This is a genomic window from Rhizobium sp. GW821-FHT14E12 (assembly GCF_058803745.1).
The window spans coordinates 465662-492079 of the sequence record NZ_JBXAPH010000001.1 but is presented as its reverse complement, the minus strand read 5'-3'; the positions used below and the strand labels follow the sequence as shown (position 1 = coordinate 492079).

Below are 26418 nucleotides of genomic sequence, written 5' to 3'. Positions count from 1 at the left end.
GAAATCAGCCGCCCGTGACGCTCATATGGCGTGCGACCGCGGGCCTGTTGTGGGTGCGGTCGATGATGAAATCGTGGCCCTTCGGCTTGCGGGTGATGGCTTCGTCGATGGCGGCGTAGAGGAGGCCGTCGTCTTCGGTGGCCCGCAGAGCGGTTCGCAGGTCGGCGGCATCGTTCTGGCCGAGGCACATATAGAGCGTGCCGGTGCAGGTGAGGCGCACGCGGTTGCAGCTCTCGCAGAAATTATGGGTCATCGGCGTGATGAAGCCGAGCCGGCCGCCGGTTTCCCTGACATCGACATAGCGGGCCGGGCCGCCGGTCTTGTAGGGGATATCGGCCAGCGTGAATTGCTGTTCGAGGTCGGCGCGCAGCTTGGAGAGCGGCAGATACCGATCGGTGCGGTCTTCCTCGATCTCGCCCATCGGCATTGTCTCGATGATGGTCAAGTCCATGCCCCGACCATGGGCAAAGCGCATCATTTCGGGGATCTCGGCCTCGTTGAAGTCCTTGAGCGCCACAGCGTTGAGCTTGATCTTCAAACCGGCCTTCTGCGCGGCATCGATGCCTTCCATCACCTTGGCGAAATCGCCCCAGCGGGTAATGGTGCGGAACTTGTCGGGGTCGAGTGTATCGAGCGAGACGTTGATGCGGCGTACGCCGCAATCGTAAAGCTCGTCGGCATGGCGGGCGAGCTGCGACCCGTTGGTGGTCAGCGTCAATTCCTCGAGATTGCCGGTATGAACGCGCTTGCCGAGTTCGCGCACCAGAAACATGATGTTCTTGCGCACCAGCGGCTCGCCGCCAGTCAGCCTGATCTTGCGCACGCCCTTGGCTATGAAGGCGGAACAGAGCCTGTTCAGCTCTTCCAGCGTCAGCAGATCCTTCTTCGGCAGGAAGGTCATGTTTTCCGCCATGCAATAGGTGCAGCGGAAATCACAGCGGTCGGTCACGGAAACGCGCAGATAGGTGACGGCCCGACCGAAGGGGTCAACCATCGGTGACGCATCCGCCACCAGGGGCGATCCGTTGCCTATCGTACCGACAATGCTGTTCACGAAAACCTCCGTTACCATGTTAATGTGTGCATAGGCGATTGTTGCGTCAAGGGAAATGCATTTCGAATGCACTTGCGCGTGAAGAAGCGTCGGCCTACTTCTCCAAACAGACAGTGAAACGCATGGGAAAATCGATGGGCGACGTCTGGCCAACCGAATTGAAAGTATCGAAGGACCGTCATCATCTGGTGGTGAGCTTCAACGACGGCGCGAGCTTTGATCTGTCGGCGGAAATGTTGCGCGTGCTGTCGCCATCGGCCGAGGTACAGGGGCATGGGCCGGGGCAGAAGATCACGGTGCCGGGCAAGCGCAATGTCGGGATCATGTCGATGACGCCGACCGGAAACTACGCGGTGCGCATCGGCTTCGACGACATGCACGATACCGGCATTTTCACCTGGACCTATCTACGCGAACTCGGTGTGAAGGGTCCGGAGCTTTTCGCGGCCTATGAGGCTGAATTGAAGGAAAAGGGCTTGAGCCGCGATGCGGCGGGTAAGCCTCGCTGACATAGGCTTTTTTCTTAGAAAACGGGGGCAGGTATGGTCGGTCGGGGTAGGGAAAGCTGGCTGCGCGCCAAGGGCGGCAAAAACGAAAGCAAAGTCTCTTTCATCGAACTGTTTTTCGATCTCGTCTTCGTCTTCTCGATTTCCCAGCTATCCCATGCCTTGGCCGGCCATTTCACGCCGCTTGGCGCTCTTGAGGCCGTCATGCTGGTTTTCGCCGTTTGGTGGGTATGGGTGTTTACGGCCTGGGTGACGAACTGGCTCGATCCCGAGCGCATGCCGGTTCGCATCATGCTGCTGGTGCTGATGTTCGCCGGTCTGGTGCTCTCGGCCTCGATCCCGGAGGCCTTCGGCGAAAAGGCGATCTTCTTTGCGGGCGCCTATGTCTTCATGCAGGTGGGTCGCTCGCTATTTGCCGCCTATGCCATGAGGGGTGTCAATCCCGGCAATTATCGCAATTTCCTGCGCATCTCGAGCTGGCTGATCCTGTCGGGCATCTTCTGGATTGCTGGAGCGATCCTGGGAGGTGAGGCGCAGGTGGTGCTATGGCTCGTGGCGCTGGCGATCGAATATGCGTCTCCCGCTTTGGGCTTTCGCGTGCCCGGTCTCGGCAAATCAACCATCCAGGATTGGGATGTCTCCGGCGCGCATCTCGCCGAGCGCTGCGCGCTGTTCATCATCATCTGCCTGGGCGAGGCGGTACTGCTGGCGGGCAGAACCTTTGCTGAGGAGCCGCTTTCCCTGCTGATGATCGCCGTGTTCATCATTGCCTTCGTCGGAACCGTGGTCATGTGGTGGATCTATTTCCAGTTCGGTCATGAACGTGCCGCCCATCGCATCGAGCATGACGACGCGCCCGGCAGCCTGGCGCGGCAGGCCTTCACCTATGCTCATATTCTCATTCTTGCCGGCATCATCCTGAGCGTCGTCGGCGATGAGTTCCTGTTCTCGCATGCCCGCGATCAGGCCGACCTCCATACCGCAGCCGCCATTCTCGGCGGCCCGGCGGTATTCCTCATCGGCAATCTCTGGTTCAAGGGAGCAACGACGGGCCGGCCGCCGCTATCGCATCTCGCCGGCCTTGCCGGATTGGCACTGTTGCTGCTGACCTTGCCGATGGTCGTGGTCTATCAGCTCGGTGTTCTTGCGACGGCCGTGCTGATTGTCGTGGCGATATGGGAGTATGCTTCCCTTTCACGCGCCGTACCGCTTGCCCGGCCACCCGGCAATCACTAGAGCAATTCCAGGAAAAGTGCGTAGCGGTTTTCCGTCCGGAATTGCGTAAGAACAAAAGGATAGAGCGTTTTCGCGATTCGAAGAAACGCGGAAATGCTCTAGTCGCCGACAGCTTCCAGGGGCTCGCGCTCGTCCTGCAGCAGCAGGCCGATAATGCGTTCCATATGCTTTGTCATCAGTTCGCATTCCTCGACGGGCGCGTCTGACAGCATGCGGGTTATGAGATCGTTCTGGATGATGATGGCCTTTTCCGTCACCTGCCGACCTTCTTCGGTGAGATAAAGCCGCAGGACACGCTTGTCGTTTTTATCGCCGCGCCGCTGGATCAGGCCGCGCTTTTCCATTTGCGGCAGGAGCATGCTCATGTTCGAGCGCCCGACCAGGAGCTTGCGCGCCAGTTCCTGCTGCGAAATGCCCTCGAAACGGAAGAGATTGATGAGGATATCGAGATGCGGCGTCTTGATGTTGAGATGACCGAGCGCCCGGCTGAGCGATTGCTGCATCAGCTGGCAGGCGCGGGCAACGGCAATCCAGCTATGAAAACGCGGATGATCCCAAGGGAGGGATTGATTTTTGTTCATCATTGTACTTTATTGTTCATAGTTGAACATATTTCGAGATTCCCACTATGCCATCCTTTGCGCTCAAGGTCACCCGGCTGGGATTATCCAGCCTCAGTCGTGTTTCGCCAAGGCTTGCCGGGCGGGCTGCCTTCAAGCTTTTCTGCCTGACGCCGTCGCGTCTGCCCCAAGGCGCCAAGGCCAAGGTTGCGCATGCCGAGGGCAGGGCGCGGCTTGCTTCCGCCGAGGCGATCATGTTGTCTTTCCCCGGAGGACGGGCAATGGCCTATCGTTTCAACGGTGGCGCCAAGGGCCGGCGTGAGCGTTACCTGGTCGTTCATGGGTGGGGTTCCAGCAGCGAATACATGTCGGAACTGGCTGCTTTCCTCGCCGATACGGGCGCCGAGGTGATCGCGCTTGATTTGCCGGGCCATGGTCGTTCGCCGGGGCGGTTCCTCAATCTGCGCCTTGCCGTTTCCGCCATCGCCGCTGCGGCGGAGCGGTTTGGCGCCTTCGATGCGACCATCGGTCACTCCTTTGGTGGAGCTTCCATCGCGCTGGCGGCGGCAGGCTTCCTGCCTGATATCGAGCCGGTTCTGCCGGAGCGGCTGGTGCTGATCGGCGCGCCGAGCGCGATGGGTTGGCTGTTCACCGATTTTGGCGGGTTGATGAAGCTCAATCCGGAGACCCAGACGGCGCTCGAGGCGGAGGTGGGCCGCGTCACTGGTAGGCCGCTGAGGGACTATGATGCGGGGCGCGGCGTTCGTGATCTCGGCAGGCCTATGCTGGTCGTCCATGCCGAGGACGACAAGGAGGTGAGTGCCGACCATGCCCGTGCCTATGAGAAGGTGGGCGGCGATGTTCGCATGCTCTGGGCGAATGGCTTCGGCCACCGCCGCATCGTCAGCGCCGCTCCGGTGTTGGAGGCGATCGGCGAATTCCTGGCGGAGGCGCAATTTGCAAACGAGGAAGAAAATGCGCTCGAAACCGACGGTGAAACGGTGATATCGTTTTCCCGGACTCGAGCGCGGCGCGTGTCATAGCCACGTCATGCCTTGCGCCTAACCCACCGGATCCGGTTCGAAAAGACGTGAGGCAACATGAAGATCATTACTTCCGTTGAAGAATTGAATGAACTCTATGGCGGTGCCGGCGAGGCCGCGACCGCCAAGGTGACGAATGCGCTGACGCCGCTCTATCGCCTGATGATCGAGGCGTCACCGTTCATGGCGCTGGCAACGGTTGGTCCGGAAGGGCTGGATTGCTCGCCGCGCGGCGATCTCGGCGGCATCGTACGGGTAGAGGATGACAAAACGCTGCTGCTTCCCGACTGGCGCGGCAACAATCGCGTCGATTCGCTTGCCAATATCGTCCGCGATCCCCGTATCGCGCTGATGTTCCTTATTCCGGGCTCGAACACGACGATGCGGCTCAATGGTCGCGCGGTCGTTTCTATCGAGGAAAGCCTGCTGGCCAGCTTCGAGATGGATGGCAAGCATCCGCGCAGCGTCGTGATGATCACCATCGATGAAGTCTATTTCCAGTGCGCGCGGGCGGTGATGCGCGCGGAGCTCTGGAATGCCGAGAGGTTCATCGATCCGGCGAACCTGCCGACACCCGGCATGCTGCTGAAGGCTGCGAAGGGCGATTTCGACCAGGAAACCTATGACCGAGAATGGCCGGTGCGCGCCGCCAAGAGCATGTGGTAATGAAAGCCGCCGGCGCCTCCAAAGGAATGGTGCCGACGGCCGTTGGCCTCGATTTTATGTCTTGTAGATAAGCCAACTTTTCGAGAAGTCTTTCTGCATGCCGTTCTGGTAGGCGTAGCTGCAATTGCGGCCGGCATTCTTGGCGGAATAGAGCGCGATATCCGCCTTGCCGTAGAGTTCGCCGGGATCTGTGGCGTCGGAGGCCATGCAGACACCCAGCGAGATGGTGATCGGGCCATAATTCACTCTGGTGCGTGAATTCTTGAACGGCGTTGCCTCCAGCGCGCGACGGATGCGTTCGCAGGTCGCCAGCGCGTCTTCCGGCGTATAGCCTTCGAGGATCAGCGCAAACTCCTCGCCGCCGGTACGCGCGACGAAAGCCTCGCGGCGGACATTGGCGCGAATAACGGAGGCGACGGTTGCCAGGATCTTGTCGCCGACGGGATGGCCGTAGCTGTCGTTGATCTTTTTGAAATGATCGATGTCCGCCAGCACCAGCGCCGTCACCGGGCGGGCCATCTGGTTGTCGAAAACGGCAGCCAGGCGGTCGTCAAAAGCGCGGCGATTGGAGAGCCGTGTCAGTGCATCCGTATTGGCGATGCGCTTGTATTCGTCCAGCTCCTTGCGGACCTGGTCCATTTCCTGGCTGCGCTGGTTGACGTTCTCGACGGTCCGCTCACCATGCGCCATGGTGTCGCCGGTCGCTTCGGTCAGGATGTCGATGGCACCGCGCAGCAGGTCGACACTATTGTGATTCTTGGACATGATGCGCTGGCAGGTTTCGCCAAGCAGCCGGTTGTAGCTTTCCAGAGAGGTCTGCTCTTGCTGAAGTGCGCGCAACACGCCATCCAGTTCGGTGATGATGCGGGTATGAGCCTCATCGAAGATACGGCTGGAATGGCGGGCGAAATGCCGCGTGCTGATCGCGTCGAGCTCTTCTTGCGTGGCGTTGCTGCCGAGGGCGGCGAGTTCGCGGGTGAGGACGGGATTGGAGCCGATATAGGCTTCGTAGAACAGTTCATAGTTCCGCGGGATGGGTGCGACACCCATGGACCGCATGGCATAGGTAATCTGTCCTGCCACGTCGGGAATTTGCGCCTTGGGCGCAATCACCGTATTCATCGGCGAACTCCATAATATCAATTCATGAAAGCACTAACTTTACTTAGCCTAAGAATCTTTGAAAAGAAATAAGGCAATTAATATCAAATTTTATCTGCAATCTAAGATTCAGAATTAATTGCTTTCATATATAGATATACTTAGCAAGAAGGCGCCAAATGGCGCCTTCCTTCTCTCTATTCCGGTATAAGTGGTCAGCCCAGATTGAGCTCCTGGAAGAAATCGTTGCCCTTGTCGTCGATGACGATGAAGGCGGGGAAGTCTTCCACCTCGATTTTCCAGACCGCTTCCATGCCGAGTTCAGGATATTCCAGTACCTCGACCTTTTTGATGCAGTCCTGGGCAAGACGCGCTGCCGGACCGCCGATGGAGCCGAGATAGAAGCCCTTATGCGTCTTGCAGGCTTCCCGCACGGCGCGCGAGCGGTTGCCCTTGGCGAGCATCACCATCGAACCGCCGAAAGACTGGAACTGGTCGACGTAGCTGTCCATGCGCCCGGCCGTCGTCGGGCCGAAGGAGCCGGAGGCGTAGCCCGCCGGGGTCTTGGCTGGCCCCGCATAGTAAACCGGATGGTTCTTCAGGTATTCGGGCATGCCTTCGCCCTTTTCGAGGCGCTCGCGAATTTTCGCATGCGCCAGGTCGCGGGCGACGATAATGGTGCCGGTCAGCGACAGCCGGGTTTTAACTGGATGGCGTGACAGTTCCGCCAGGATGTCGGCCATCGGCCGGTTGAGGTCGATGCGGACCATCGATTCGGAGAGTTTCGCCTCATCGATTTCGGGCATGTATTTCGACGGATCTGTTTCGAGCTGCTCGATGAAGATACCATCGCGGGTGATCTTGCCCTTGGCCTGGCGGTCGGCGGAACAGGAGACACCGAGCCCGATCGGCAGCGAGGCGCCGTGGCGGGGCAGGCGGATGACGCGGACGTCGTGACAGAAATACTTGCCGCCGAACTGCGCGCCGACGCCAAGGCTCTGCGTCAGCTTGTGGATTTCCTTTTCCATTTCGATATCCCGGAAGGCGTGCCCGCTTTCGGAGCCCTCCGTGGGAAGACAGTCCAGGTATCGCGTCGAGGCGAGCTTGACCGTCTTGAGGGTCATCTCGGCCGATGTGCCGCCGATGACGATCGCGAGATGGTAGGGGGGACAGGCTGCCGTGCCGAGCGTCAGGATCTTCTCTTTCAGGAAATCCAGCATGCGGTCATGGGTGAGCAGCGACGGCGTGCCCTGATAGAGGAAGGTCTTGTTGGCCGAGCCGCCGCCCTTGGCGACGAAGAGGAATTCGTAGGCGTCGGTGCCTTCCTCATAGATGTCGATCTGGGCTGGAAGGTTGTTCTTGGTGTTCTTTTCCTCGAACATCTTGATGGGAGCAAGCTGCGAATAGCGCAGGTTCTTCTTCTCGTAAGCATCGAGCACGCCCTTGGCCAAGGCTGCATTGTCACCGCCTTCGGTCCAGACGCGACGGCCCTTCTTGCCCATGATGATCGCCGTACCAGTGTCCTGACACATGGGCAGCACACCGCCGGCGGCGATATTGGCGTTCTTCAAGAGGTCGTAGGCAACGAAACGGTCGTTGTCGGTCGCTTCCGGGTCTTCGAGAATGGAGGCAAGCTGCTTGAGGTGGCCGGGGCGCAGCAGGTGGTTGATGTCGGCGAAAGCGGTCTCGGCGAGCAGCCGGATACCCTCGGGGTCGACGGTCAGGATATCCTGGCCCTTGAACGTATCGACGGAGACGTAATCGCTGGAAATCTTGCGATAGGGAGTGGCGTCGGCGCCGAGGGGAAAGAGATCGTCAGCCATGCGTGGACCTTTCAATGCCTTGAAGTGGCGGAAGAGACGTTTGGAAACGGTCTAAATCCGGCGGGGTCCAAATGCAATTGCTGATGGCGGCTTGGTTGTTCGAGGCATCATCCGATCTGCTCAGACACGGAAGAGGCTCACGCTTGATTCCTAGGTTGCAGTGCTTTTCAATCTCTTATGGATAGCCACGGCCATCTCATCAGGAAGTCAATGCATTTTAGCTGGAAGAGGTCTGGCTGCGCATTGTCGGGGTTCATGCGCAATACGCCGTTCCACATGTCATCGAATCCGTCTGGCGCGTAGACGCTTCCATCTTCCACCCTAATGCCAACGCGAGTGCAGGAAATCAGATAGCGATCAATGCCGTCTTCTGCGCGCTTAAGGGGCAGGTAAGGCTTTCCGAATTTTTTCGGATACCAAAGATGAACCCGAGCCTGATTTCGAATTTCGATCTGATCCGACAAACTTCCGAGAGCCCGCTTCGCCTTTTGAATGACTTCGTCTTCGGCCTCCCACGATAAATCTCGATCGTCAAAATAAAAGATATCGTAGTCTTTCACGCCCCATGTCGGGGAATATCCACTTTTGAAATTCCATACTGTTTGGAACAGGCATCCGGCAGTGAGGACGCATTGTGGTAGTTGGAGGGCAGGGAGGCGATCGAGCAATTCTCTATTGATCTGGTTTTCCAACACGTGCGCTACAAAGTCGGATGTCGTGATCGACATTGATACCTCCATTTGTTCGCTTTATGTTCTATTAATTGCTCAACCCGGTCAATAAGTGGCTGAATATCTCGACGGAGGGCGCCCCAGCCTTGGCTGAGGCGAATTGTCTCAGTCCCGTGATATCACTTCGGCCCGATCATCGTCTCCGGCCGGACGATCGCATCATAGTCCTCGGCCGAAACCAGCCCGCTCGCCAGGGCTTCTTTCTTCAGCGTCGTGCCGTTCTTGTGCGCCGTCTTGGCGATCTTGGCGGCGTTGTCGTAGCCGATCGTCGGGGCCAGCGCCGTTACCAGCATCAGCGAGCGTTCGAGACCCGCCTTGATATTGTCCTCGCGTGCCTCGATGCCGACGACGCAATTGTCGGTGAAGGAGACGGCAGCGTCCCCGAGGAGTTGCACCGACTGCAGGAAATTATAGGCCATCATCGGGTTGTAGACATTGAGCTCGAAATGACCCTGGCTGTCGGCGAAAGTCAGAGCAGCATTGTTGCCGAAGATGTGGATGCAGACCTGTGTCAGCGCTTCGCACTGGGTAGGATTGACCTTGCCCGGCATAATCGACGAGCCCGGCTCGTTTTCCGGCAGCGACAACTCGCCGAGCCCGGCGCGCGGCCCTGAGCCGAGAAAGCGGATGTCGTTGGCGATCTTGAAGAGAGCAGCCGCGGCGGCATTGATGGCTCCATGGCTGAAGACCATTGAGTCGTGGGCGGCGAGTGCCTCGAACTTGTTCGGCGCGGTGACGAAGGGCAGGCCGGTGATCTTGGCGATCTCGTCGGCCACTTTTTCGGCAAAACCGATCGGGGCATTGAGGCCGGTTCCCACAGCCGTGCCGCCCTGGGCAAGTTCGCTGAGGCCCGGCAACGTCAGTTCGATGCGCTTGATGGCTGAGGCGACCTGGGCCGCATAGCCGGAAAACTCCTGGCCCAGCGTCAGTGGGGTCGCGTCCTGCGTATGGGTGCGGCCGATCTTGATGATATGGGCGAAGTCGGCGACCTTCTTTTCGAGCGCCGCATGCAGATGCCGAAGGCTTGGCAGCAGGTGATGGACGATCTGCTCGGCGCAGGCGATGTGCATTGCCGTCGGATAGGTGTCGTTCGACGACTGGCTCATATTGACGTGATCGTTCGGATGCACCGGCTTCTTGGAGCCCATGACGCCGCCGAGCATTTCGATCGCGCGGTTGGAGATCACTTCATTGGCATTCATGTTCGATTGCGTGCCGGAGCCCGTCTGCCAGACGACCAACGGAAAATGATCATTGAGCTTGCCGTCGATGACTTCCTGTGCCGCTTCGGCGATTACTTTACCGAGAGTGGGATCCAGCTGGCCAAGCTCCACGTTGGCGCGGGCGGCGGCTTGCTTGACGACGCCCAACGCGCGGACGATCGACAATGGCTGCTTCTCCCAGCCGATCTTGAAGTTGCCGAGCGAGCGCTGTGCCTGCGCCCCCCAATAGCGGTCGCTTGCCACTTCGATCGGGCCAAACGTGTCGGTTTCGGTGCGGGTGGAGGTCATGATCTCTGATCCTGCTTTTCCGTTGAAAAAGATAGCTGCCATATAGGTCCGAATGGCGCCCAAGAAAACAGCTGGCGCGTGTATTTCATGACTGAGTTCGTCATGTTTTGAATCTGCGGGGATGGGGCGTGTTCTTTTTAACACGCTCGGCGGATATTCTTTGCAAGGTACTTATAGACGCGTGAAAACCGCAGGAAAATTCAATAAAAAATTAACCAATAATTTCATAATTTGTGTGAACTAAACTGCGAAGCGCGCCTTTGCTTTCTCACACGAAGTTGAGGCGTTGAACAAAAGGCGGGGCTGGTCGTTTTCATTTTGATGGTTAAACGATGTTAGGAACATCGTGGCCGATTTGAAAACAGCACCGTCTGTCTTGAGGCTACAGCATGACACGGGGACTGATTAGAGAATGAAACTTGTCACCAAAGCCGCAGCATCCGTCCTGGCGCTTTCCTGCTGCATCTCCGCCGTCGGCGCGACATCCGCGAACGCGATGACCCTCATGGACTTCATTCGTGGAGGCCAGGGACGTCAGCAAAGCACGCAGGTCTCCGCTCCGGTTACCCCCAATCCGGCACAGGAGAGCATTGCCGCTCCCAAGTCGACGCAGCCGAAAGGGCCGCTGCCGAAGGTTGATGCCCCGCAATACTATACCTACAGGCCCGAAGCCTTGCGGCAGATTGCGTCCAATCGTTTCGCGGATCCGGTGGTGACCGGTGCCGTTGCCGATGCTTCGGCCACGCCGGTGGCTGTCGATTCAAGCGCGTCGCAGCGCCATCATCTGACCGAAGTTCGCGTCATGGCGACGAATGACGTCGCCAAGGCGGTCGAGTCTTATTATGCCGACCAGAGCAAGCCGCTGGTCTGGGTTGCCGACAATGCCATCAACGACAAGGCGAAGGCTGCCCTGGCGGTTCTCGCCGATGCCGGCTCCGTTGGCCTCGATCCCGCCGATTATGCGGTGACGCCACCGAATTTCGATCAGTCAAGCGTCGATCAGGTCATGCGCGACCGCGCCCTGATGCAGTTCGAGCTGACGCTTTCTAGCAAGGTGCTGATGTTCGTTCAGGACACCGTTCGCGGCCGTCTCGACCCGAACAAGATCTCCGGTTATCACGACTTCAAGCGCAAGGACGTCAACCTGATGCCGGTGCTTGGAATCTTGCGCGCAAGCCCGGATGCCGCCGCCTATCTCAACAGCCGCAGCCCTTCGAACCAGCAGTTTACGGAGCTGAGGGCCGAGCTTGCCAAGCTCAAGGGTGCAAGCAGCTCCAATGGCAGCAACATCTCCATTTCGCTGACCGGTATTCTGAAGCCGGGCGGTAGTTCGCCGGAAATGGCCAATATCGTCAAGGCGATCCAGCATCGCGGCTCTGATGTGCTGAAGACGGCTCACGCCGCGACGCTTGCCTCCTATCAGGGAACGCCGGATTACACACCGGATCTCGTGGCACTGGTCGAAGACTTCCAGAAGGAAAAAGGCCTGACGTCCGATGGCGTTATCGGCCAGTCTTCTGTCCGCGCCATGGTCGGTGAAAACAGTGACGCGAAGATCCAGAAGCTGGTCATTGCCATGGAGCAGCTGCGCTGGCTGCCGAACGAGCTTGGATCGCGCTACGTCCTGATCAATCAGCCGGCCTTCATGGTCTACTACCACAACAACAATCAGGAACAGCTGTCGATGCGCGTCGTCGTCGGCGGCAAGCAGCATCAGACCTTCTTCTTTGAGGATCAGATCCAGACGGTCGAGTTCAATCCGTTCTGGGGCGTTCCGCAGTCGATCATCATCAACGAGATGCTGCCGAAGCTGCGCGCCGACCCGAACTATCTCGACCGCATGGGCTATCAGGTTGAAGTCGGCGGCCGTGCCGTCGCTTCGTCCAGCGTCGACTGGTACGGTTCGACAAAGAGCGTCGCCGTGCGCCAGCCGCCGAGCAGCGACAATGCATTGGGTGAGCTGAAGATCCTGTTCCCGAATTCGCATGCGATCTACATGCACGACACGCCGCAGAAGGCCTTCTTCAAGAAGGACATGCGCGCGCTTAGCCACGGCTGCGTCCGCCTTGCCGATCCGCGCGCCATGGCCGCTGCCGTGCTGAACACCACGGTCGCGGATGTTGCAAAGCAGATTGCCGGCGGCCAGAACAAGGCCGTGGCCGTGCCGCAGAAGGTGCCGATCTACATCGCCTACTTCACCGCCTGGCCGAACAAAGACGGCGTCGTGCAGTATTTCAACGATGTCTACGATCGCGACGCGGCAACGCAAAAGGCACTCGACGCGACCACCAAGTCCCGCACGGCGCAGATCTGATTGCAGTTTGATATTGGAACACAGAAAAGGCGGCCCATTGGGCCGCCTTTTTCATATCCGCTCAAGAAATCCTTTTCGGATCAGGCGGCAAGCAACCCCTGCACCAGCGCCGGCGTCAGCTCGTCATAGTGGCTAATGATGCGGCTTGGGCCGAGGCTCTCCACGCTGACATCGGAATAGCCGAAGGGCACGGCGATCGAGGGGACGCCGGCATTGCGGGCGACGAGGATATCGTTGACGCTGTCGCCGATCATGACGGTGCGGCTGAGGTCGCCGCCGGCGCGCTCCACAGTGCCGATTAGATGATCGGCATTCGGCTTGCGAACGGGGAAGGTGTCCCCGCCGGTGATGGCTTCGAAATAGTGGGTGAGATTGAGCCTCTCGAGCAGCGTGCGGGCGAGGGATTCCATTTTGTTGGTGCAGACCGCCAGCTTGTAGCCTTGGCCCTTCAATGCATCCATGGCAGCCAGCAGGCCGGGATAGGGTTCAGTCAGGCCCGGCATCGTCTCGCTATAATGCGTGATGAAGCGTTGAAGAAGTGCCGGCAGCTCCTCGGGAGCAAGCGTATAATCCCGCAGCTTACAGGCGCGTTCGATCATAACCTGTGCGCCATTGCCGACAAGATGTGTCAGGTCGTCATAGCTGACGGGCGCGAGATGGAGCGCGTCGATCGTGTGGTTGAGACTGGCGACGAGATCGGCATGGGTGTCGAGCAAGGTGCCGTCGAGATCGAATACGACAAGGGGAGATTTCACCAGGAATCAGCCTTTGGAACAGAAGAGAAAAGCAAGTCGTTCGGAGTTAGAAGATCGGGCCGGCAATTGCAACTAATGGCGCCGAGAGCCGCTTCGAATATGGTCCGGGATTTCTATGTGAGGCCGTTATTTTGGCTTTCGTTTGCCTGGAGAGCCGTGTAAACAGCACCCAACGTAACAATCGGGAGCAGGTGGCGCATGGACGCCCGCCAAATGAAGATCGAAGCCGCAAGGGCGGCTCTGGCCTATGTCGAGAGCGGTATGCGGCTCGGGATCGGTACGGGCACCACGGCCGAGGAATTTGTTCGGTTGCTCGCCGAGAAGGTCGCGGCTGGCCTTGTGATCGAGGGGGTTCCTACCTCCGAGCGGACGGCCCGGCTCTGTGTCGAGCTTGGCGTACCGCTGAAATCGCTCGATGAGCGACCCGAACTCGACCTCACCATCGACGGCGCCGACGAATTGGACGCTGCGCTGCGGCTGATCAAGGGCGGCGGCGGTGCGCTGTTGCGCGAGAAGATCGTCGCGGCCTCGTCGCAGCGGATGATTGTCATTGCCGACGAAAGCAAGGTTGTTCAGACGCTTGGCGCCTTTGCACTGCCGATTGAGGTCAATCCGTTCGGTCTCGTTTCCACGCGGATTCAGATCGAAAAGACGGCTGCCCGCCTGGGTCTTTCCGGCGCGCTCAACCTGCGCCAATCGGAAGACGGCAACTTTACGACCGATGGCGGGCATTTCATCATCGACGCATCTTTTGGCCGTATTCCTGATGCAGAGGCGCTGTCTATTGCGCTGAATTCCATTCCCGGTGTTGTCGAACACGGGCTCTTTATCAACATGGCGACACTTGCGATTATTGCCGGTCCCTCCGGCGCGCGTACGTTGCAGGCGAACAATACATAGGAGCACTGAACTCATGATAAAAATTGCGGGTCTTGGCCGTTTTGCCGCTGCAACCATCGTTCTTTCTGGTATCGCGCTCGGCTCCGTCAGTGCGCAGGAAGTCTCGGAAGAGCAGATCAAGGCCGCTCGTGCCGCGATCAACGCGCTCGGCGTAACGAACCAGTTCGACAATATCCTGCCGAACCTTGCCGAGCAGCTGAAGAGCACGATGATCCAGGCGAATCCGAACTTCGGCGATGCCATCAATTCGTCCGTCGATGCGACCGCACTTGCTCTTGCGCCGCGCCGCGCTGATCTGGAGCGTGAAGCTGCCGTAACATACTCGAAGGCATTTACGACTGAAGAGCTCAACTCCATCGCCGCATTCTTCACCTCGCCAACCGGCAAGAAATTCCTGCAGGACAATCCGGTTGCCTTGCGCGAGCTCTACAAGGCGGCCGATATCTGGGGGCAGGGCATCTCGCGCGATCTCGCCAACCAGAGCAGCGACGCCCTGCAGAAAGTGGTGAAGGCACCGGTCGCTCCCGTGCCGACCGACTCTGCCACCGGCGCCCAGCCGGCCCCGGCCCCGGCAACCAAGAAGTAAGCTCGACCTTTGTCGTGATCCCATCCGAATTTTTTGGGTCGCGCAATTCAAGCTCTTAGAATTTAAAAGCCCGGATAACGTTCCGGGCTTTTCTTTTTGTAGGTCGAGATCCTATATCAGTGCCACCCCCTATGAGCGCTTCGCGCGCCGTCCTTGTTTCCGCAGGAGTATCCGATGTCTTCCTTTGATTTCGATCTTTTCGTTATTGGCGGCGGCTCTGGTGGTGTACGCAGTGCGCGCGTCGCCGCCTCGCTCGGCAAGAAGGTCGGCATCGCTGAGGAGTATCGCTATGGCGGCACCTGCGTTATCCGCGGCTGCGTGCCGAAGAAGCTTTTCGTCTATGCCTCGCAATATAGCGAGCATTTCGAGGATGCCGCCGGCTTCGGCTGGACGGTCGGTAAGAGCAGCTTCGACTGGAAGAAGCTGATCGAGGCGAAGGACAAGGAAGTCGAGCGCCTGGAGGGGCTTTATCGCAAGGGGCTCGACAACGCCAAGGCTGAGATCTTCGATACGCGCGCCGAGCTTGTGGATGCCCATACGATCCGCCTCCTGAAGACCGGCAAGACCGTCACCGCGGAAACGATTGTCGTTGCCACCGGCGGGACGACGAACCTGCATGCGGCGCTGCCCGGCCACGAATTCTGCATTTCCTCCAATGAGGCTTTCCATCTCGAGGAATTGCCGAAATCGATCCTGATCGCCGGCGGCGGCTATATCGCCGTGGAGTTTGCCAATATCTTCCACGGTCTCGGTGTCGAGACGACGCTGATCTATCGTGGCGCCGAGATCCTGTCACGCTTCGACCAGGACCTGCGCAAAGGGTTGCACGAGGCCATGGAGGCCAAGGGCGTCCGTATCCTCTGTCACGATATCATCGAGAGCGTGACGAAGACCGAAAAGGGTCTCAGCGTCCAAACAAAGAACGACAAGGTATTGTCCGTGGACACGGTGATGCTGGCACTTGGCCGCACGCCGAATACGAAGAGCCTCGGGCTCGAAGCGGCCGGCGTGGCGATCAACGAACATGGTGCCATCGTCGTTGACGAATATTCGCGCACATCAGTGCCGAACATCTATGCGCTTGGAGATGTCACCGACCGGGTACAATTGACGCCAGTGGCGATCCATGAGGCCATGTGCTTCATCGAGACCGTCTACAAGAACAATCCCACCCGCCCGGATCACGAGCTGATCGCGACCGCCGTCTTTTCACAGCCGGAAATCGGCACGGTCGGCCTGACCGAGGAGGATGCCGCCAGGCGTTATCCCGAGATCGAAGTCTATCGCGCCCAGTTCCGGCCGATGAAGGCAACATTGTCCGGCCGCAGCGAGAAGATGATCATGAAGCTGATCGTCAACGCCGCCGACCGCAAGGTCATCGGCGCGCATATTCTCGGCCACGATGCCGGCGAGATGGCGCAGCTGCTCGGCATTCCCTTGAAGGCCGGCAGCACCAAGGAAGATTTCGATCGCACCATGGCCGTTCATCCCACGGCTGCCGAAGAATTGGTGACGATGTATTCCCCAAGCTACCGCATCCGCAACGGCGAGCGCGTGTAAGCAATAGGGATAGTAATTCCCCGGCGCACAAAAGACCTGCCAAATAGTTGGTTCGCCTTTGCAAGTGGCCGGCAAAGGTTTATAAGCGCGCACAATTTACGGCGACGGGCACTTGGCGAAAAGACCAGGCGCGAAAACAGGTGAGTGAGATGGCACAGAATTGGACACCGAGCACTTGGCGGCAAAAACCGATCCAGCAGGTGCCGGACTATCCGGACCAGGCGGCGCTGGCGGCAACGGAAGCGCAGCTTGCTAGCTATCCACCGCTCGTTTTTGCCGGTGAGGCTCGCCGTTTGAAAGCGCATCTTGCCAATGTTGCCGAAGGCAACGGCTTCCTGCTGCAGGGCGGCGACTGTGCTGAAAGCTTTGCCGAGCATGGCGCCGACACGATCCGCGACTTCTTCCGCGCCTTCCTGCAGATGGCCGTCGTCCTGACGTTCGGCGCGCAGCTGCCGGTGGTTAAGGTTGGCCGTATCGCCGGCCAGTTCGCCAAGCCGCGTTCTTCGGGCATTGAAACCCAGGGAGGCGTATCGCTGCCGAGCTACCGTGGCGATATCGTCAACGGCATTGAATTCAATGAAGAAGCGCGCATTCCCAATCCGGAACGCCAGATGATGGCTTACCGCCAGTCGGCGGCGACGCTCAATCTTCTGCGTGCCTTTGCGATGGGCGGCTATGCCAACCTCGAAAACGTGCACCAGTGGATGCTCGGCTTCGTCAAGGATAGCCCGCAGGGCGAACGTTATCGCAAGCTCGCCGACCGTATCAGCGAGACCATGGATTTCATGAAGGCGATCGGCATCTCCTCGGAGAACAATCCGAGCCTGCGCGAGACCGATTTCTTCACCAGCCATGAAGCGCTGCTGCTCGGCTACGAAGAGGCCTTCACGCGCGTCGACTCCACCTCGGGCGACTGGTATGCGACCTCGGGCCATATGCTCTGGATCGGCGACCGTACGCGCCAGGCCGACCATGCACATATCGAGTATTTCCGCGGCATCAAGAACCCGATCGGCCTGAAGTGCGGTCCGTCGCTGCAGGCGGACGATTTGCTCAATCTGATCGATATCCTGAACCCGAGCAACGAGGCCGGCCGCCTGACGCTGATCTGCCGTTTCGGCCACGACAAGGTCGCCGACAACCTGCCGCGTCTCATTCGCGCTGTTGAGAAGGAAGGCCGCAAGGTCGTCTGGTCCTGCGATCCGATGCACGGCAATACGATCACGCTCAACAACTACAAGACCCGACCGTTCGAGCGCATCCTGTCGGAGGTCGAAAGCTTCTTCCAGATCCACCGCGCCGAAGGCACGCATCCGGGCGGCATCCATATCGAGATGACCGGCAAGGACGTGACTGAATGCACGGGCGGCGCCCGCGCCGTCGGTGCTGAGGATCTGCAGGATCGCTACCACACGCATTGCGACCCGCGTCTCAATGCCGATCAGGCCCTGGAATTGGCCTTCCTGCTCGCCGAACGCATGAAGGGCGGCCGCGACGAGAAGCGTCTGGCCGCACACGGCTGATCGAGCGCTACCACATCATTCCTTATGCACGGGCCGGCTCAAAACCGGCCCGTTTGCTTTGGTGCATCTGCGATCAATCCGGCTGATGATCGTTTCATTTCTTTGCGTTTGACGCTGGTCGCCTCCTCGTCAAGATTGCGGGGAAACGAAGGGGATCAGCATGAATGAAGAACACACTGGCGCCTGCCTTTGTGGAGCCGTACGTTTCAAGACACACGGCGCATTACGGGAGGTGGTCGCCTGCCATTGCTCGCAATGCCGCAAGCAGACCGGGCTCTATTATGCCGCAACCGACGTGCCGCGCGGCAACATCACTATCGAAGGCGAAGAGGCGATCACCTGGTATCGCACCAGCTCCTTCGCCCGCCGGGGCTTCTGCAATACATGCGGCTCGGCGCTGTTCTGGTCGGCGGACAGTTCCGATAATATCTCGATCATGGCCGGGCTGTTCGATCAGCCGAGCGAGCTGAAACTCGCCTACCACATCTATTGCGCCGACAAGGGTGATTTCTACGAGATCGGCGATGGGCTGCCGCAATATCGGCAAGGACGACCGGGGCTGCTGACGGCGGGGCCGTCGGATTGATCAGCTCCCATTCTTCTCCGCCACAAGCTTGCTTAGTTTCGCCACTTCTTCTCGCACCGCCACGAGTTCTGTCAGCACTTGCAGGTCGATCTTCTGGTGCAACGACAGGACTTCGAGTTCGGCCTTGAGATTGACCTCGTAATCCTTGGCGGCCTCGAAGCGATCGCGTTCGGTCTGGCGGTTCTGTGACATCATGATGATCGGAGCCTGGATGGCGGCGATCATGGAGAGGACGAGATTGAGGAAGATGAAGGGGTAGGGGTCGAAGGCGCGGGTGAGGAGGACGATGGTGTTGACGACGCACCAGAAGACCAGGAACAGCAGGAAGCAGATGATGAAGGACCAGGAGCCGCCGACACGGGCGATGCCGTCCGCGAGACGTTCGCCATAAGAGGCTTTGGCGGAGAAGGCCGCATTGATGTCGGTGGAAACGATCTTGCGCTCATGCGCCTTCTTCAGCACGCGCTTTTCGACCTCGCCCAGCTCCTCGGCCGTCTTGTCGAAGTGCTGATGAACGAAATTGGGCAGATTATACATGGGAACACTCCAAGGACTCGATCATCTTTGAGTGCCAAGTATTCGAATGCCCGATGGAAACGCAACGTGAAAAGGGTCGCAGCCTAGCTGCCCTCACTGACCAGCCAGGCATGCGAGGGGAAGAAGCGGTCGAGGCCGTATTCCCGTCCGAACATCATGTCATGCTGCAAATAACGGTAGTCGCGCATCATGGGATCGAGATCCTGCTCCTTGCGAGACCAGTCCGGAAAGGTCTGGTCGTCGCGCGTCGCGAGTTGATAGCGATCGACGATGTTGTACTTCTTCTGCACCCGGCCGAGAAAGCCGGTGTAGAAGGGGTGCTCGTAGCCGGCGGTCTTGAGGATATGATAGGGCAACTGCGACGGGCTGATCGTGCCGACGTCCTTGCGCACGCCCTTCGTGCTCGACCAGATGACCAGCGGCGTCTCGTGCTCCCGCTTCATGACGTCGAGTGGCGCTTTTCTAGATGCGACTTGTTCGGGCATGTAACCGGTATTCGGATAGACGCTGCCGAGAGGCGGCAGATGATCGCCCCAGAGAACGATGATCGTTTCGCGGTCGCGCTTGGCGGCCCAGTCCATCAGCATCTTCAGGCTTTGATCGGATTCGCGCACGCCTTGCGCATAGGTCGCGAGCGTGTCGCGGTCGGCATCCGTCAGGTCTCCCTTGATGTCGACGGTGTTCTCCGCGTAGCGGTTCGGTTCATAGGGGCCATGCCCCTGCAGGGTGACGGCGAAGAAGAAGAATGGCCGGTCCATCTCGTCGCCCTCGTGCATGATCTCCTTCATCAGCGAGTCGTCGGAGGCGAAAATGCCGCGCTTTTCCATCGGCGGCATGGTGTCTTCCGTGTGGAACTCCTCAAAGCCGAAGGCCTTGTAGACTTCGTTGCGGTTCCAGAACCAGCCGCTGAACGGATGAAGCGCGCGTGCCGCATAGCCTTGGCCGCGGAAGAACGTGGCGAGCGACGGCATCGGTTTGCGGACATATTGCTGATAGGGAATGCTGCCATAGGGCAGGAAGGCGTTGGAGAAGCCGGTCAGGGCCTCGAACTCGACATTGGCGGTCATGCCGCCGAATTCCGGCGAGAAGACATGGCCGGATTGCGCCGCGCGGATCGTCGGCATCGGGTCCGGCGTGAAGGTCAGGTTAGAAAGCCGGGTCGGATCCCAGAAGGATTCGCTCATCAGCATGATGACATCGGGCTTTCGGCGTGGACCGGAGAGATAGCCGTAATTGCGGGCAGGTATCGCGTCCATCGCATCGGGTCCGTAACCCGCCGGCACTTTGACATCGGCCATTGGCAGGTTCAGCGAGAAGGCGATGATGAAGCCGTTGTAGCTGTAATTTTCCTTCTGATCCCAGACGATGGGGATGATGCGCAATTTCTCGCGGATGAACGAATATTGCGTCGCGTCCATCTGCGAGACGAAGAGAGCCGCAAGCGGCAGGCAGACGGAGAGCCGGGTCACGCGCGCCTTTTTTGACAGCATGACGGCGCGTTGCCAGCCGTAACGCCACAGAATGGCGAGGATGGCCAAGGACGCTATGATGCCGATTGTGAGCGCCACGGCGGTCCAGGGCTTGTCCCGGACCATGACCGGCATCAGTTCCATGATTTGGCGGGCAAACAGGAAATCCGAGGGATAAAGCGGATCTGACAGGAAGTTCTGCTTCTGGTTGGAGATGAACGCCGGAACGAGCAGCAGGGGCGCGACCATCAGGATCGATTGATGCGCTCGGCCGAAAATCGCGTCCAACAACAGCATCAACAGCATGACGACGCCGATGGTCGTGAAACCGGGTCGGAGCGGAGAAAACAGGTAGGATGGAACGGTCGCAAACTCGCCCCGGGCAACCCACTCAACAGCGACAACGGTCGATAGCGCGAGCAGGAAGGTGAGGGTGAGGCTCAAAACCTGGCGAAGGATGGCCGACTGCCGTCTCGCCGCGCCGATTTTCTGGAAAAGAGCGAGCCTGCCTGCCAAAGCAGAGCCGATGACCAAAGCGACCAATGATCTCTCCGAATGCTATAATATATTCATATAATTGTCGTGCTTTTGTCATGAATACCGGATGAACCGCAAGGCGGGCTTAGTATTTTTTCGGGTAAAAATATCACTTACGCGTTAGACGCGATTTTGCCGCGAGCAGTGGGGCGAAGGCTGTTGCGGAACGTGGCCACCGTCGTTAAATATATGGCATGACAGAGCAAAGCCCCATCACCCAGACCATCCGCATCGCTGTCGCGCAACTCAATCCGACGGTCGGCGATGTCTCCGGCAACCTTGCAAAGGCGCGTGAAGCCCGGGCCGAGGCGGCGCGCGAAGGTGCGCAGCTTGTGTTGTTTACGGAGCTGTTCATTTCCGGTTATCCGCCGGAGGATCTGGTGCTGAAACCGGCCTTCATCCGCGCCTGCCAGAAAGCCGTGGACAGTCTTGCCGCCGATACCGCCGATGGCGGGCCGGGTGTCATAATCGGCTTTCCGCGACAGGACGAGACGGGGCGTTACAATTCTGTTGCGGTGATTGACGGCGGCAAAGTCATCTTCGTCAGGGACAAGGTCGATCTGCCAAACTATGGCGAGTTCGACGAGAAGCGCGTCTTCGACGAGGGGACCATTGCGGGACCGGTGAATTTTCGAGGCGTCCGGATCGGCATCCCGATCTGCGAGGAGATCTGGAACGACCTCGGTATCTGCGAAACCCTAGCCGAAAGCGGCGCGGAACTTCTTTTGGTTCCAAACGGCTCACCTTACTATCGCGGCAAAGTCGACATCCGTTATCAGGTGGTGCTCCGCCAGGTGATCGAGTCTGGCTTGCCGCTCGTCTTTGCAGCTCAGGTCGGTGGTCAGGACGAGTATGTTTTCGACGGCGCGAGCTTTGCTTTCAACGCCGACAAGACCCTGGCTTTCCAGATGAGCCAGTTCGAGACCGCTTTGGCGGTGACGACCTGGAAGAAGAACGGTGACGGCTGGCATTGCAGCGAAGGTCCAATGGCGCATATTCCGGAGGGCGAGGAGGCCGATTATCGCGCCTGCCTGCTGGGCTTCCGCGATTATGTCAATAAGAATGGCTTCAAATCGGTCGTGCTCGGCCTGTCCGGCGGTATCGATTCGGCGATCTGCGCAGCGATTGCCGTGGATGCGCTCGGCGAGGAACGTGTTCGCACCGTGATGCTGCCTTACCGCTATACGTCGGAAGATTCGCTGAAGGATGCAGCCGATTGCGCCAAGGCGCTCGGCTGCCGCTACGACATCGTGCCGATCGAGGAGCCGGTAACGGGCTTCAACGCCGCGCTGACCGATCTGTTCGAAGGCACTGAGAGCGGCATCACCGAGGAAAACCTGCAGAGCCGTGCCCGTGGCACCATCCTGATGGCGATCTCCAACAAGTTCGGCTCGATGGTGGTCACCACCGGCAACAAGTCGGAAATGTCGGTCGGCTACGCCACGCTCTATGGCGACATGAATGGCGGCTTCAACCCGATCAAGGACCTCTACAAGATGCAGGTCTATGCGCTGTCGCGCTGGCGCAACCTGCATGTGCCGCCAGGCGCGCTCGGCCCATCGGGCGAGGTGATCCCGTCAAACATCATCGACAAGGCGCCATCGGCGGAGCTGAGGCCGAACCAGACGGACCAGGATTCGCTGCCGCCCTATCCGGCGCTCGACGATATCCTCGAATGCCTGGTTGAAAAGGAAATGGCGGTCGAGGAGATCGTTGCGCGCGGGCACGATATCGCGACCGTCCATCGGATCGAACATCTGCTCTATCTCGCCGAATACAAGCGCCGGCAGTCGGCGCCGGGCGTGAGGATCACCACCAAGAATTTCGGCCGCGACCGGCGCTATCCGATCACCAATCGGTTCCGCGATCGCTGATCGTAACGCCATCCGGCGAGTGGAGAAGCAATGCGCAGTTCGGTCGAGATCTACAATATCCGCACCGGTGAGAACCGGATCGTCTGGCAGACGGAGACGTTGATCGAGGCGCCGAATTTCGCGCCGGATGGGCGCTATCTGCTGCTGAACGCCGATGGGCTGCTCTATCGGATTGCCCTTGATGGCAAAGCCGAGCCCGTTCAGGTCGATACCGGCTTTGCGACGCTCTGCAACAACGATCACGGCATTTCGCCCGATGGATCGCTGATCGCCATCTCCGACAAGACCCAGCATGGCAAGTCCTGCATCTATGTCCTGCCGGCCGAAGGCGGCACGCCGCGGCAGGTGACGACCAATCTGCCGTCCTACTGGCATGGCTGGTCGCCTGATGGAAAACGCTTCTCCTATTGCGGTATCCGTAACGACGTCTTCGATATCTATACGATCTCGGCCGATGGCGGTGAGGAGACACGGCTGACACATGGCGAGGGCCGCAACGACGGGCCGGACTATTCCGCCGACGGGCAATGGATCTACTTCAATTCGAGCCGCACAGGCCTCATGCAGATTTGGCGCATCCATCCCGATGGCACTGGTCTCCAGCAGGTGACAAGTGACAATTACGGCAACTGGTTTGCCCATCCGTCGCCCAGGAACGATAAGGTCGTACTGATCTCCTACGACCCCGATGTCTTCGATCATCCGCGCGATTTAAACGTTCGCATGCGGCTGATGGACATGGATGGCGGCAACCTCGTGACGCTGTTCGAACTCTTCGGCGGGCAGGGAAGCATCAATGTGCCGAACTGGTCGCCCGATGGCGATGAATTCGCCTATGTCCGCTACGAGCCGGTGTGACCGCTCTGGACAGGCCGCGCGCTCCGTTATAATCCTTGAACGTTCTCAGGGCGCATCCGATCCGCGGGAAGGGCAAGGCCCACCTGATGCTTAGAACGTAGAGACTGCTACACCTCTTTTCAGTCTGTGGGCGCGGATACCGGACGTGAATGAAAGGAGGTCTTTCATGACCACGCGCTCTCTGGCGAGCAACGCCACTCTCGATTCCCTCAAAAAGCAGGCCAAGGCTTTTCTGAAAGCCGTTCAGTCCGGCGACGCGTCGGCACGCAGCCGTGCTGCACCCTATTTTGCCGATGTTGCGGATATCGGGCTTCAGGATATCCAGCTTGTTCTTGCCCGTGAACATGGCTTCTCCAGCTGGACGAAGTTGAAGGCGCATCTGGAAAGCTCGGATCGCCAGAAAACTCCGACAGATCAGCTTGCCTATCAATTCCTGTCGCTGGCGACGGTGTCCTATTTCTCACACATTGCGGCCGATCCGGCACGGTTCGCCGAGGCGCTGAGGCTGCTGGAGGCGCATCCGGAGATTGCCGGGGAAAATATCCATGTCTCTGTCGTGCTTGGAGATGCCGCCGGTGTAAGCCGCTGGCTCGATCGACAACCGCAGCTTCTTGAGCGTAAGGGCGGGCCTTTCAATTGGTCTCCGCTGATGTCTGCCGCTTATGCCCGTTTGCCCGGCCACTCGAGCTTGCCGGCGGCCAGGGAGCTCGTCAGGCGCGGCGCCGATCCCAATGCCTTCTTTCTTGATGGCGGCCAGTATCGCTTTACGGCATTGACCGGCGTCTTCGGCGAAGGCGAGGCGGGAAAACTACGCCAGCCGGCTCATGCTGAATGCGAGGCATTTGCACGCCTGCTGCTTGATGCGGGTGCCGAAGCCAACGATAGCCAGGCGCTTTATAACCGTATGTTCGAGCCGGATGACACTTGCCTGAAGCTGCTGCTGGAATATGGCCTTTTGGCCGAAGACAAGAACAATTGGCTGGTGCGCGAGGATGGAAGGATGGTGGCGAATTCGCAGACCGTGTTCGACTATCAAATGGCCTGGGCCTGCGAGAAATGCATGGGCGAGCGCGTCAGGTTGCTGGTTGAGCATGGGGCTAATGTCAACAAGCCCGTGAATGGGCGGACGCCTTATGAGTGGGCGCGGCTGGGTGATGACAAGGATTTGGTGCTGTATCTCGTGCGGCAGGGAGCTGTGGCAATCCCTCTGAAGAGAGAGGATTGGGTCTATATCCAGCTAGCAACCGGCGATCTATCTACCGATCAAGCGATAATTGTCGAACACATAAGAAGAATTGCGAGTGATCTCGACATTCCCGAGATGATGCGGCTGGCTCATCCCGCCATGATGCATGAAGCCGCCGGTGAAAATGCTCTCGAGCGCGTTCGCTGCATGCTGTCACTCGGTCTCGACGTTAACGCTGTGACCAGCCGTACGTCGCTGCACGAAGCTGCTTTGCACGGTCACATCGAGATGGCGAAATTGCTGATCGAACATGGGGCGGATACCACCGTCCGTGATCCCTATTACTATGCGCCGCCGATCGGCTGGGCGGAGTATAATGGCAGGGAGGAGATGGTCGAATTTCTGAAGACGCAGCCGCTCGATATCTTCGCGGCCGCTGCCTATGGTCAGATCGAGCAACTGGCCTCGCGTCTGGACGCCCATCCTGAACTGATCAACACCCGTTTCGCTGATTTTCGTCCGCATGGGGAGGCAAGCCCGGATCGTGACTGGATGACGCCACTTGGCCTCGCCATTCTCAATCGTCGGGCGGATGCGGTGCGCTTCCTGCTGGAGCGCGGGGCCGATCGTTCCGTGAGAGATGCCTCCGGCCGGTCCTATCGCGATCTTGCGAGGGAGGCGGGCGACGAGGCCGTCATAGCGCTGTTGCGGCAGCCTATTGCGACGGCTGCGGCCCAACCTCTTTCGGATGCTTGAGGTCAAGCGTGCCCTGGTCGGTCGCAAGAAATTGCGGGCCGACCTGGCGCACCTTGCTGGTCGCGGGATCGTAGGGCCGGTCAGGTTGCAGTTGTTTCGGCTGAACTGGAGTAATTTCCGGAGTGGCTATCACCGCTGTTTTTTGCTGCGGCGGTGCGGCGGCGTCCGTCTTGGGCTTTTCTGTCTCGATCTCAGTGATCGAGCTTTCCGGCTGCGCCAGCGACTGTTGCTCGGGCGCTGGGCGCTCAGGTCTTACGCGGGTATCGATGACGGTGTCCGGCGTGGCCGACATCGGAGTGCTACAGCCGTTCCGCTGCATGTCATCCAGCAATCGCCGCCTCTCCAGGCCCGCATCGTCGATGCGGGACACGCTTACCTCACGCTCGTCCATCAGCGATGCAAGGTCATCCCGCATCCGCTCCATCGCATCGTGCATGTCATCGCAGGCGGCCTCGTTGTCGGAGCCGAGGATCGTCAAGCTGCTGTCGGACGTGCAGCCCTGATTGCGCATGTCGCTCTTCAGGCGTCGTATCGCCATGTTCTGCTGGACGATGGATCGCGAAAGCTGTCGCGTCTCGGCGTTGGCGCCAACAATCTCCGTCGTGTCGGCATATCGGACGTGTAATTCGTCGCAGATGGCATTCGTCTGGGCGAGGGCCGGCGTCCCTACCAGCAAGGATAGCAAGAGAGAGGAGTAGAATTTTTTGCCGCGGTTCACGTTGTGCTCTTCGAAAAGCGGTTCGATT

At 59.1% G+C, this 26418-nt stretch carries 23 protein-coding genes; 13 read left to right on the top strand and 10 right to left on the bottom strand.

Annotation, left to right across the window (positions count from 1 at the left end; genetic code table 11):
• Positions 1-4: 4 nt before the first annotated feature.
• Complete coding sequence (gene moaA / locus AC1RO0_RS02430; RefSeq protein ID WP_498591379.1) at positions 5-1054, bottom strand: GTP 3',8-cyclase MoaA; 1050 nt, start codon at positions 1052-1054, stop codon at positions 5-7.
• A 134-nt stretch (positions 1055-1188) separates the two neighbouring features.
• On the opposite strand from moaA, the gene AC1RO0_RS02425 reads away from it, so the two are divergent.
• Together AC1RO0_RS02425 and AC1RO0_RS02420 are read left to right on the top strand one after the other, a co-directional pair.
• Positions 1189-1563 carry a gamma-butyrobetaine hydroxylase family protein gene (locus AC1RO0_RS02425; protein ID WP_498591378.1) on the top strand — a complete coding sequence of 125 codons (375 nt, stop codon included), beginning with the start codon at positions 1189-1191 and terminating at the stop codon, positions 1561-1563.
• A 33-nt stretch (positions 1564-1596) separates the two neighbouring features.
• Positions 1597-2796 carry a low temperature requirement protein A gene (locus AC1RO0_RS02420; protein ID WP_498591377.1) on the top strand — a complete coding sequence of 400 codons (1200 nt, stop codon included), beginning with the start codon at positions 1597-1599 and terminating at the stop codon, positions 2794-2796.
• A gap of 98 nt (positions 2797-2894) precedes the next feature.
• Here the strand turns inward: AC1RO0_RS02420 and AC1RO0_RS02415 are convergent, their stop codons facing one another.
• Positions 2895-3377 carry a MarR family winged helix-turn-helix transcriptional regulator gene (locus AC1RO0_RS02415; RefSeq protein ID WP_498592361.1) on the bottom strand — a complete coding sequence of 161 codons (483 nt, stop codon included), beginning with the start codon at positions 3375-3377 and terminating at the stop codon, positions 2895-2897.
• Between the two features lie 47 nt (positions 3378-3424).
• Here AC1RO0_RS02415 and AC1RO0_RS02410 point away from each other — a divergent pair, with 47 nt between their 5' ends.
• Together AC1RO0_RS02410 and AC1RO0_RS02405 are read left to right on the top strand one after the other, a co-directional pair.
• Positions 3425-4399 (top strand): alpha/beta hydrolase, encoded by a 975-nt coding sequence (locus AC1RO0_RS02410; protein WP_498591376.1) that lies wholly within the window; start codon positions 3425-3427, stop codon positions 4397-4399.
• Positions 4400-4456: 57 nt separating this feature from the next.
• Positions 4457-5065 (top strand): pyridoxamine 5'-phosphate oxidase family protein, encoded by a 609-nt coding sequence (locus tag AC1RO0_RS02405; RefSeq protein WP_498591375.1) that lies wholly within the window; start codon positions 4457-4459, stop codon positions 5063-5065.
• Between the two features lie 54 nt (positions 5066-5119).
• Here AC1RO0_RS02405 and AC1RO0_RS02400 read toward each other — a convergent pair whose 3' ends face one another.
• The 4 genes from AC1RO0_RS02400 to fumC form a co-directional block, all read right to left on the bottom strand.
• The gene (locus AC1RO0_RS02400) at positions 5120-6187 is read right to left on the bottom strand and encodes a GGDEF domain-containing protein (RefSeq protein ID WP_498591374.1); all 1068 of its coding nucleotides are present in this window, start codon (positions 6185-6187) and stop codon (positions 5120-5122) included.
• 194 nt (positions 6188-6381) lie between these two features.
• Positions 6382-7989 (bottom strand): fumarate hydratase, encoded by a 1608-nt coding sequence (locus AC1RO0_RS02395; RefSeq protein ID WP_368509515.1) that lies wholly within the window; start codon positions 7987-7989, stop codon positions 6382-6384.
• Positions 7990-8156: 167 nt separating this feature from the next.
• Positions 8157-8717, bottom strand: coding sequence for a nucleotidyltransferase family protein (locus tag AC1RO0_RS02390; protein WP_498591373.1), 561 nt, complete (start codon positions 8715-8717; stop codon positions 8157-8159).
• Between the two features lie 122 nt (positions 8718-8839).
• Positions 8840-10231 (bottom strand): class II fumarate hydratase, encoded by a 1392-nt coding sequence (gene fumC, locus AC1RO0_RS02385; RefSeq protein ID WP_498591372.1) that lies wholly within the window; start codon positions 10229-10231, stop codon positions 8840-8842.
• A gap of 412 nt (positions 10232-10643) precedes the next feature.
• On the opposite strand from fumC, the gene AC1RO0_RS02380 reads away from it, so the two are divergent.
• The gene (locus AC1RO0_RS02380; RefSeq protein WP_498591371.1) at positions 10644-12545 is read left to right on the top strand and encodes a L,D-transpeptidase family protein; all 1902 of its coding nucleotides are present in this window, start codon (positions 10644-10646) and stop codon (positions 12543-12545) included.
• Positions 12546-12625: 80 nt separating this feature from the next.
• Here the strand turns inward: AC1RO0_RS02380 and AC1RO0_RS02375 are convergent, their stop codons facing one another.
• Positions 12626-13300 carry an HAD family hydrolase gene (locus AC1RO0_RS02375; protein ID WP_012651637.1) on the bottom strand — a complete coding sequence of 225 codons (675 nt, stop codon included), beginning with the start codon at positions 13298-13300 and terminating at the stop codon, positions 12626-12628.
• Between the two features lie 198 nt (positions 13301-13498).
• Between AC1RO0_RS02375 and rpiA the strand changes: the two genes are divergently transcribed.
• The 5 genes from rpiA (at position 13499) to AC1RO0_RS02350 (ending at position 18455) form a co-directional block, all read left to right on the top strand.
• Positions 13499-14200 carry a ribose-5-phosphate isomerase RpiA gene (gene rpiA / locus AC1RO0_RS02370; RefSeq protein WP_498591370.1) on the top strand — a complete coding sequence of 234 codons (702 nt, stop codon included), beginning with the start codon at positions 13499-13501 and terminating at the stop codon, positions 14198-14200.
• 13 nt (positions 14201-14213) lie between these two features.
• Complete coding sequence (locus AC1RO0_RS02365) at positions 14214-14786, top strand: DUF2059 domain-containing protein (RefSeq protein WP_368513264.1); 573 nt, start codon at positions 14214-14216, stop codon at positions 14784-14786.
• Between the two features lie 174 nt (positions 14787-14960).
• Complete coding sequence (gor, locus tag AC1RO0_RS02360; RefSeq protein ID WP_498591369.1) at positions 14961-16346, top strand: glutathione-disulfide reductase; 1386 nt, start codon at positions 14961-14963, stop codon at positions 16344-16346.
• 149 nt (positions 16347-16495) lie between these two features.
• Positions 16496-17869 (top strand): class II 3-deoxy-7-phosphoheptulonate synthase, encoded by a 1374-nt coding sequence (locus AC1RO0_RS02355; protein ID WP_498591368.1) that lies wholly within the window; start codon positions 16496-16498, stop codon positions 17867-17869.
• Positions 17870-18029: 160 nt separating this feature from the next.
• Positions 18030-18455, top strand: a complete 426-nt coding sequence (locus AC1RO0_RS02350; RefSeq protein WP_498591367.1) for a GFA family protein — start codon at positions 18030-18032, stop codon at positions 18453-18455.
• Here the strand turns inward: AC1RO0_RS02350 and AC1RO0_RS02345 are convergent, their stop codons facing one another.
• Together AC1RO0_RS02345 and AC1RO0_RS02340 are read right to left on the bottom strand one after the other, a co-directional pair.
• Positions 18456-18992, bottom strand: a complete 537-nt coding sequence (locus tag AC1RO0_RS02345) for a DUF1003 domain-containing protein (RefSeq protein ID WP_498591366.1) — start codon at positions 18990-18992, stop codon at positions 18456-18458.
• 83 nt (positions 18993-19075) lie between these two features.
• A complete protein-coding gene (locus AC1RO0_RS02340; protein ID WP_498591365.1) occupies positions 19076-21004 on the bottom strand; it encodes an LTA synthase family protein in 1929 nt (642 codons plus the stop codon).
• Positions 21005-21192: 188 nt separating this feature from the next.
• On the opposite strand from AC1RO0_RS02340, the gene AC1RO0_RS02335 reads away from it, so the two are divergent.
• The 3 genes from AC1RO0_RS02335 to AC1RO0_RS02325 all read left to right on the top strand — a co-directional run bounded on the left by AC1RO0_RS02335 (position 21193) and on the right by AC1RO0_RS02325 (position 25672).
• The gene (locus tag AC1RO0_RS02335) at positions 21193-22872 is read left to right on the top strand and encodes an NAD+ synthase (RefSeq protein WP_498591364.1); all 1680 of its coding nucleotides are present in this window, start codon (positions 21193-21195) and stop codon (positions 22870-22872) included.
• Between the two features lie 30 nt (positions 22873-22902).
• Positions 22903-23730: a TolB family protein gene (locus tag AC1RO0_RS02330; RefSeq protein WP_498591363.1), complete on the top strand. Its 828-nt coding sequence runs from the start codon at positions 22903-22905 to the stop codon at positions 23728-23730.
• A 166-nt stretch (positions 23731-23896) separates the two neighbouring features.
• Complete coding sequence (locus tag AC1RO0_RS02325; protein ID WP_498591362.1) at positions 23897-25672, top strand: ankyrin repeat domain-containing protein; 1776 nt, start codon at positions 23897-23899, stop codon at positions 25670-25672.
• Here AC1RO0_RS02325 and AC1RO0_RS02320 read toward each other — a convergent pair.
• On the bottom strand, positions 25632-26390 hold the full coding sequence (locus AC1RO0_RS02320; protein ID WP_498591361.1) for a hypothetical protein: 759 nt from the start codon (positions 26388-26390) through the stop codon (positions 25632-25634). The genes AC1RO0_RS02325 and AC1RO0_RS02320 overlap by 41 nt on opposite strands.
• Between the last annotated feature and the right edge of the window lie 28 nt (positions 26391-26418).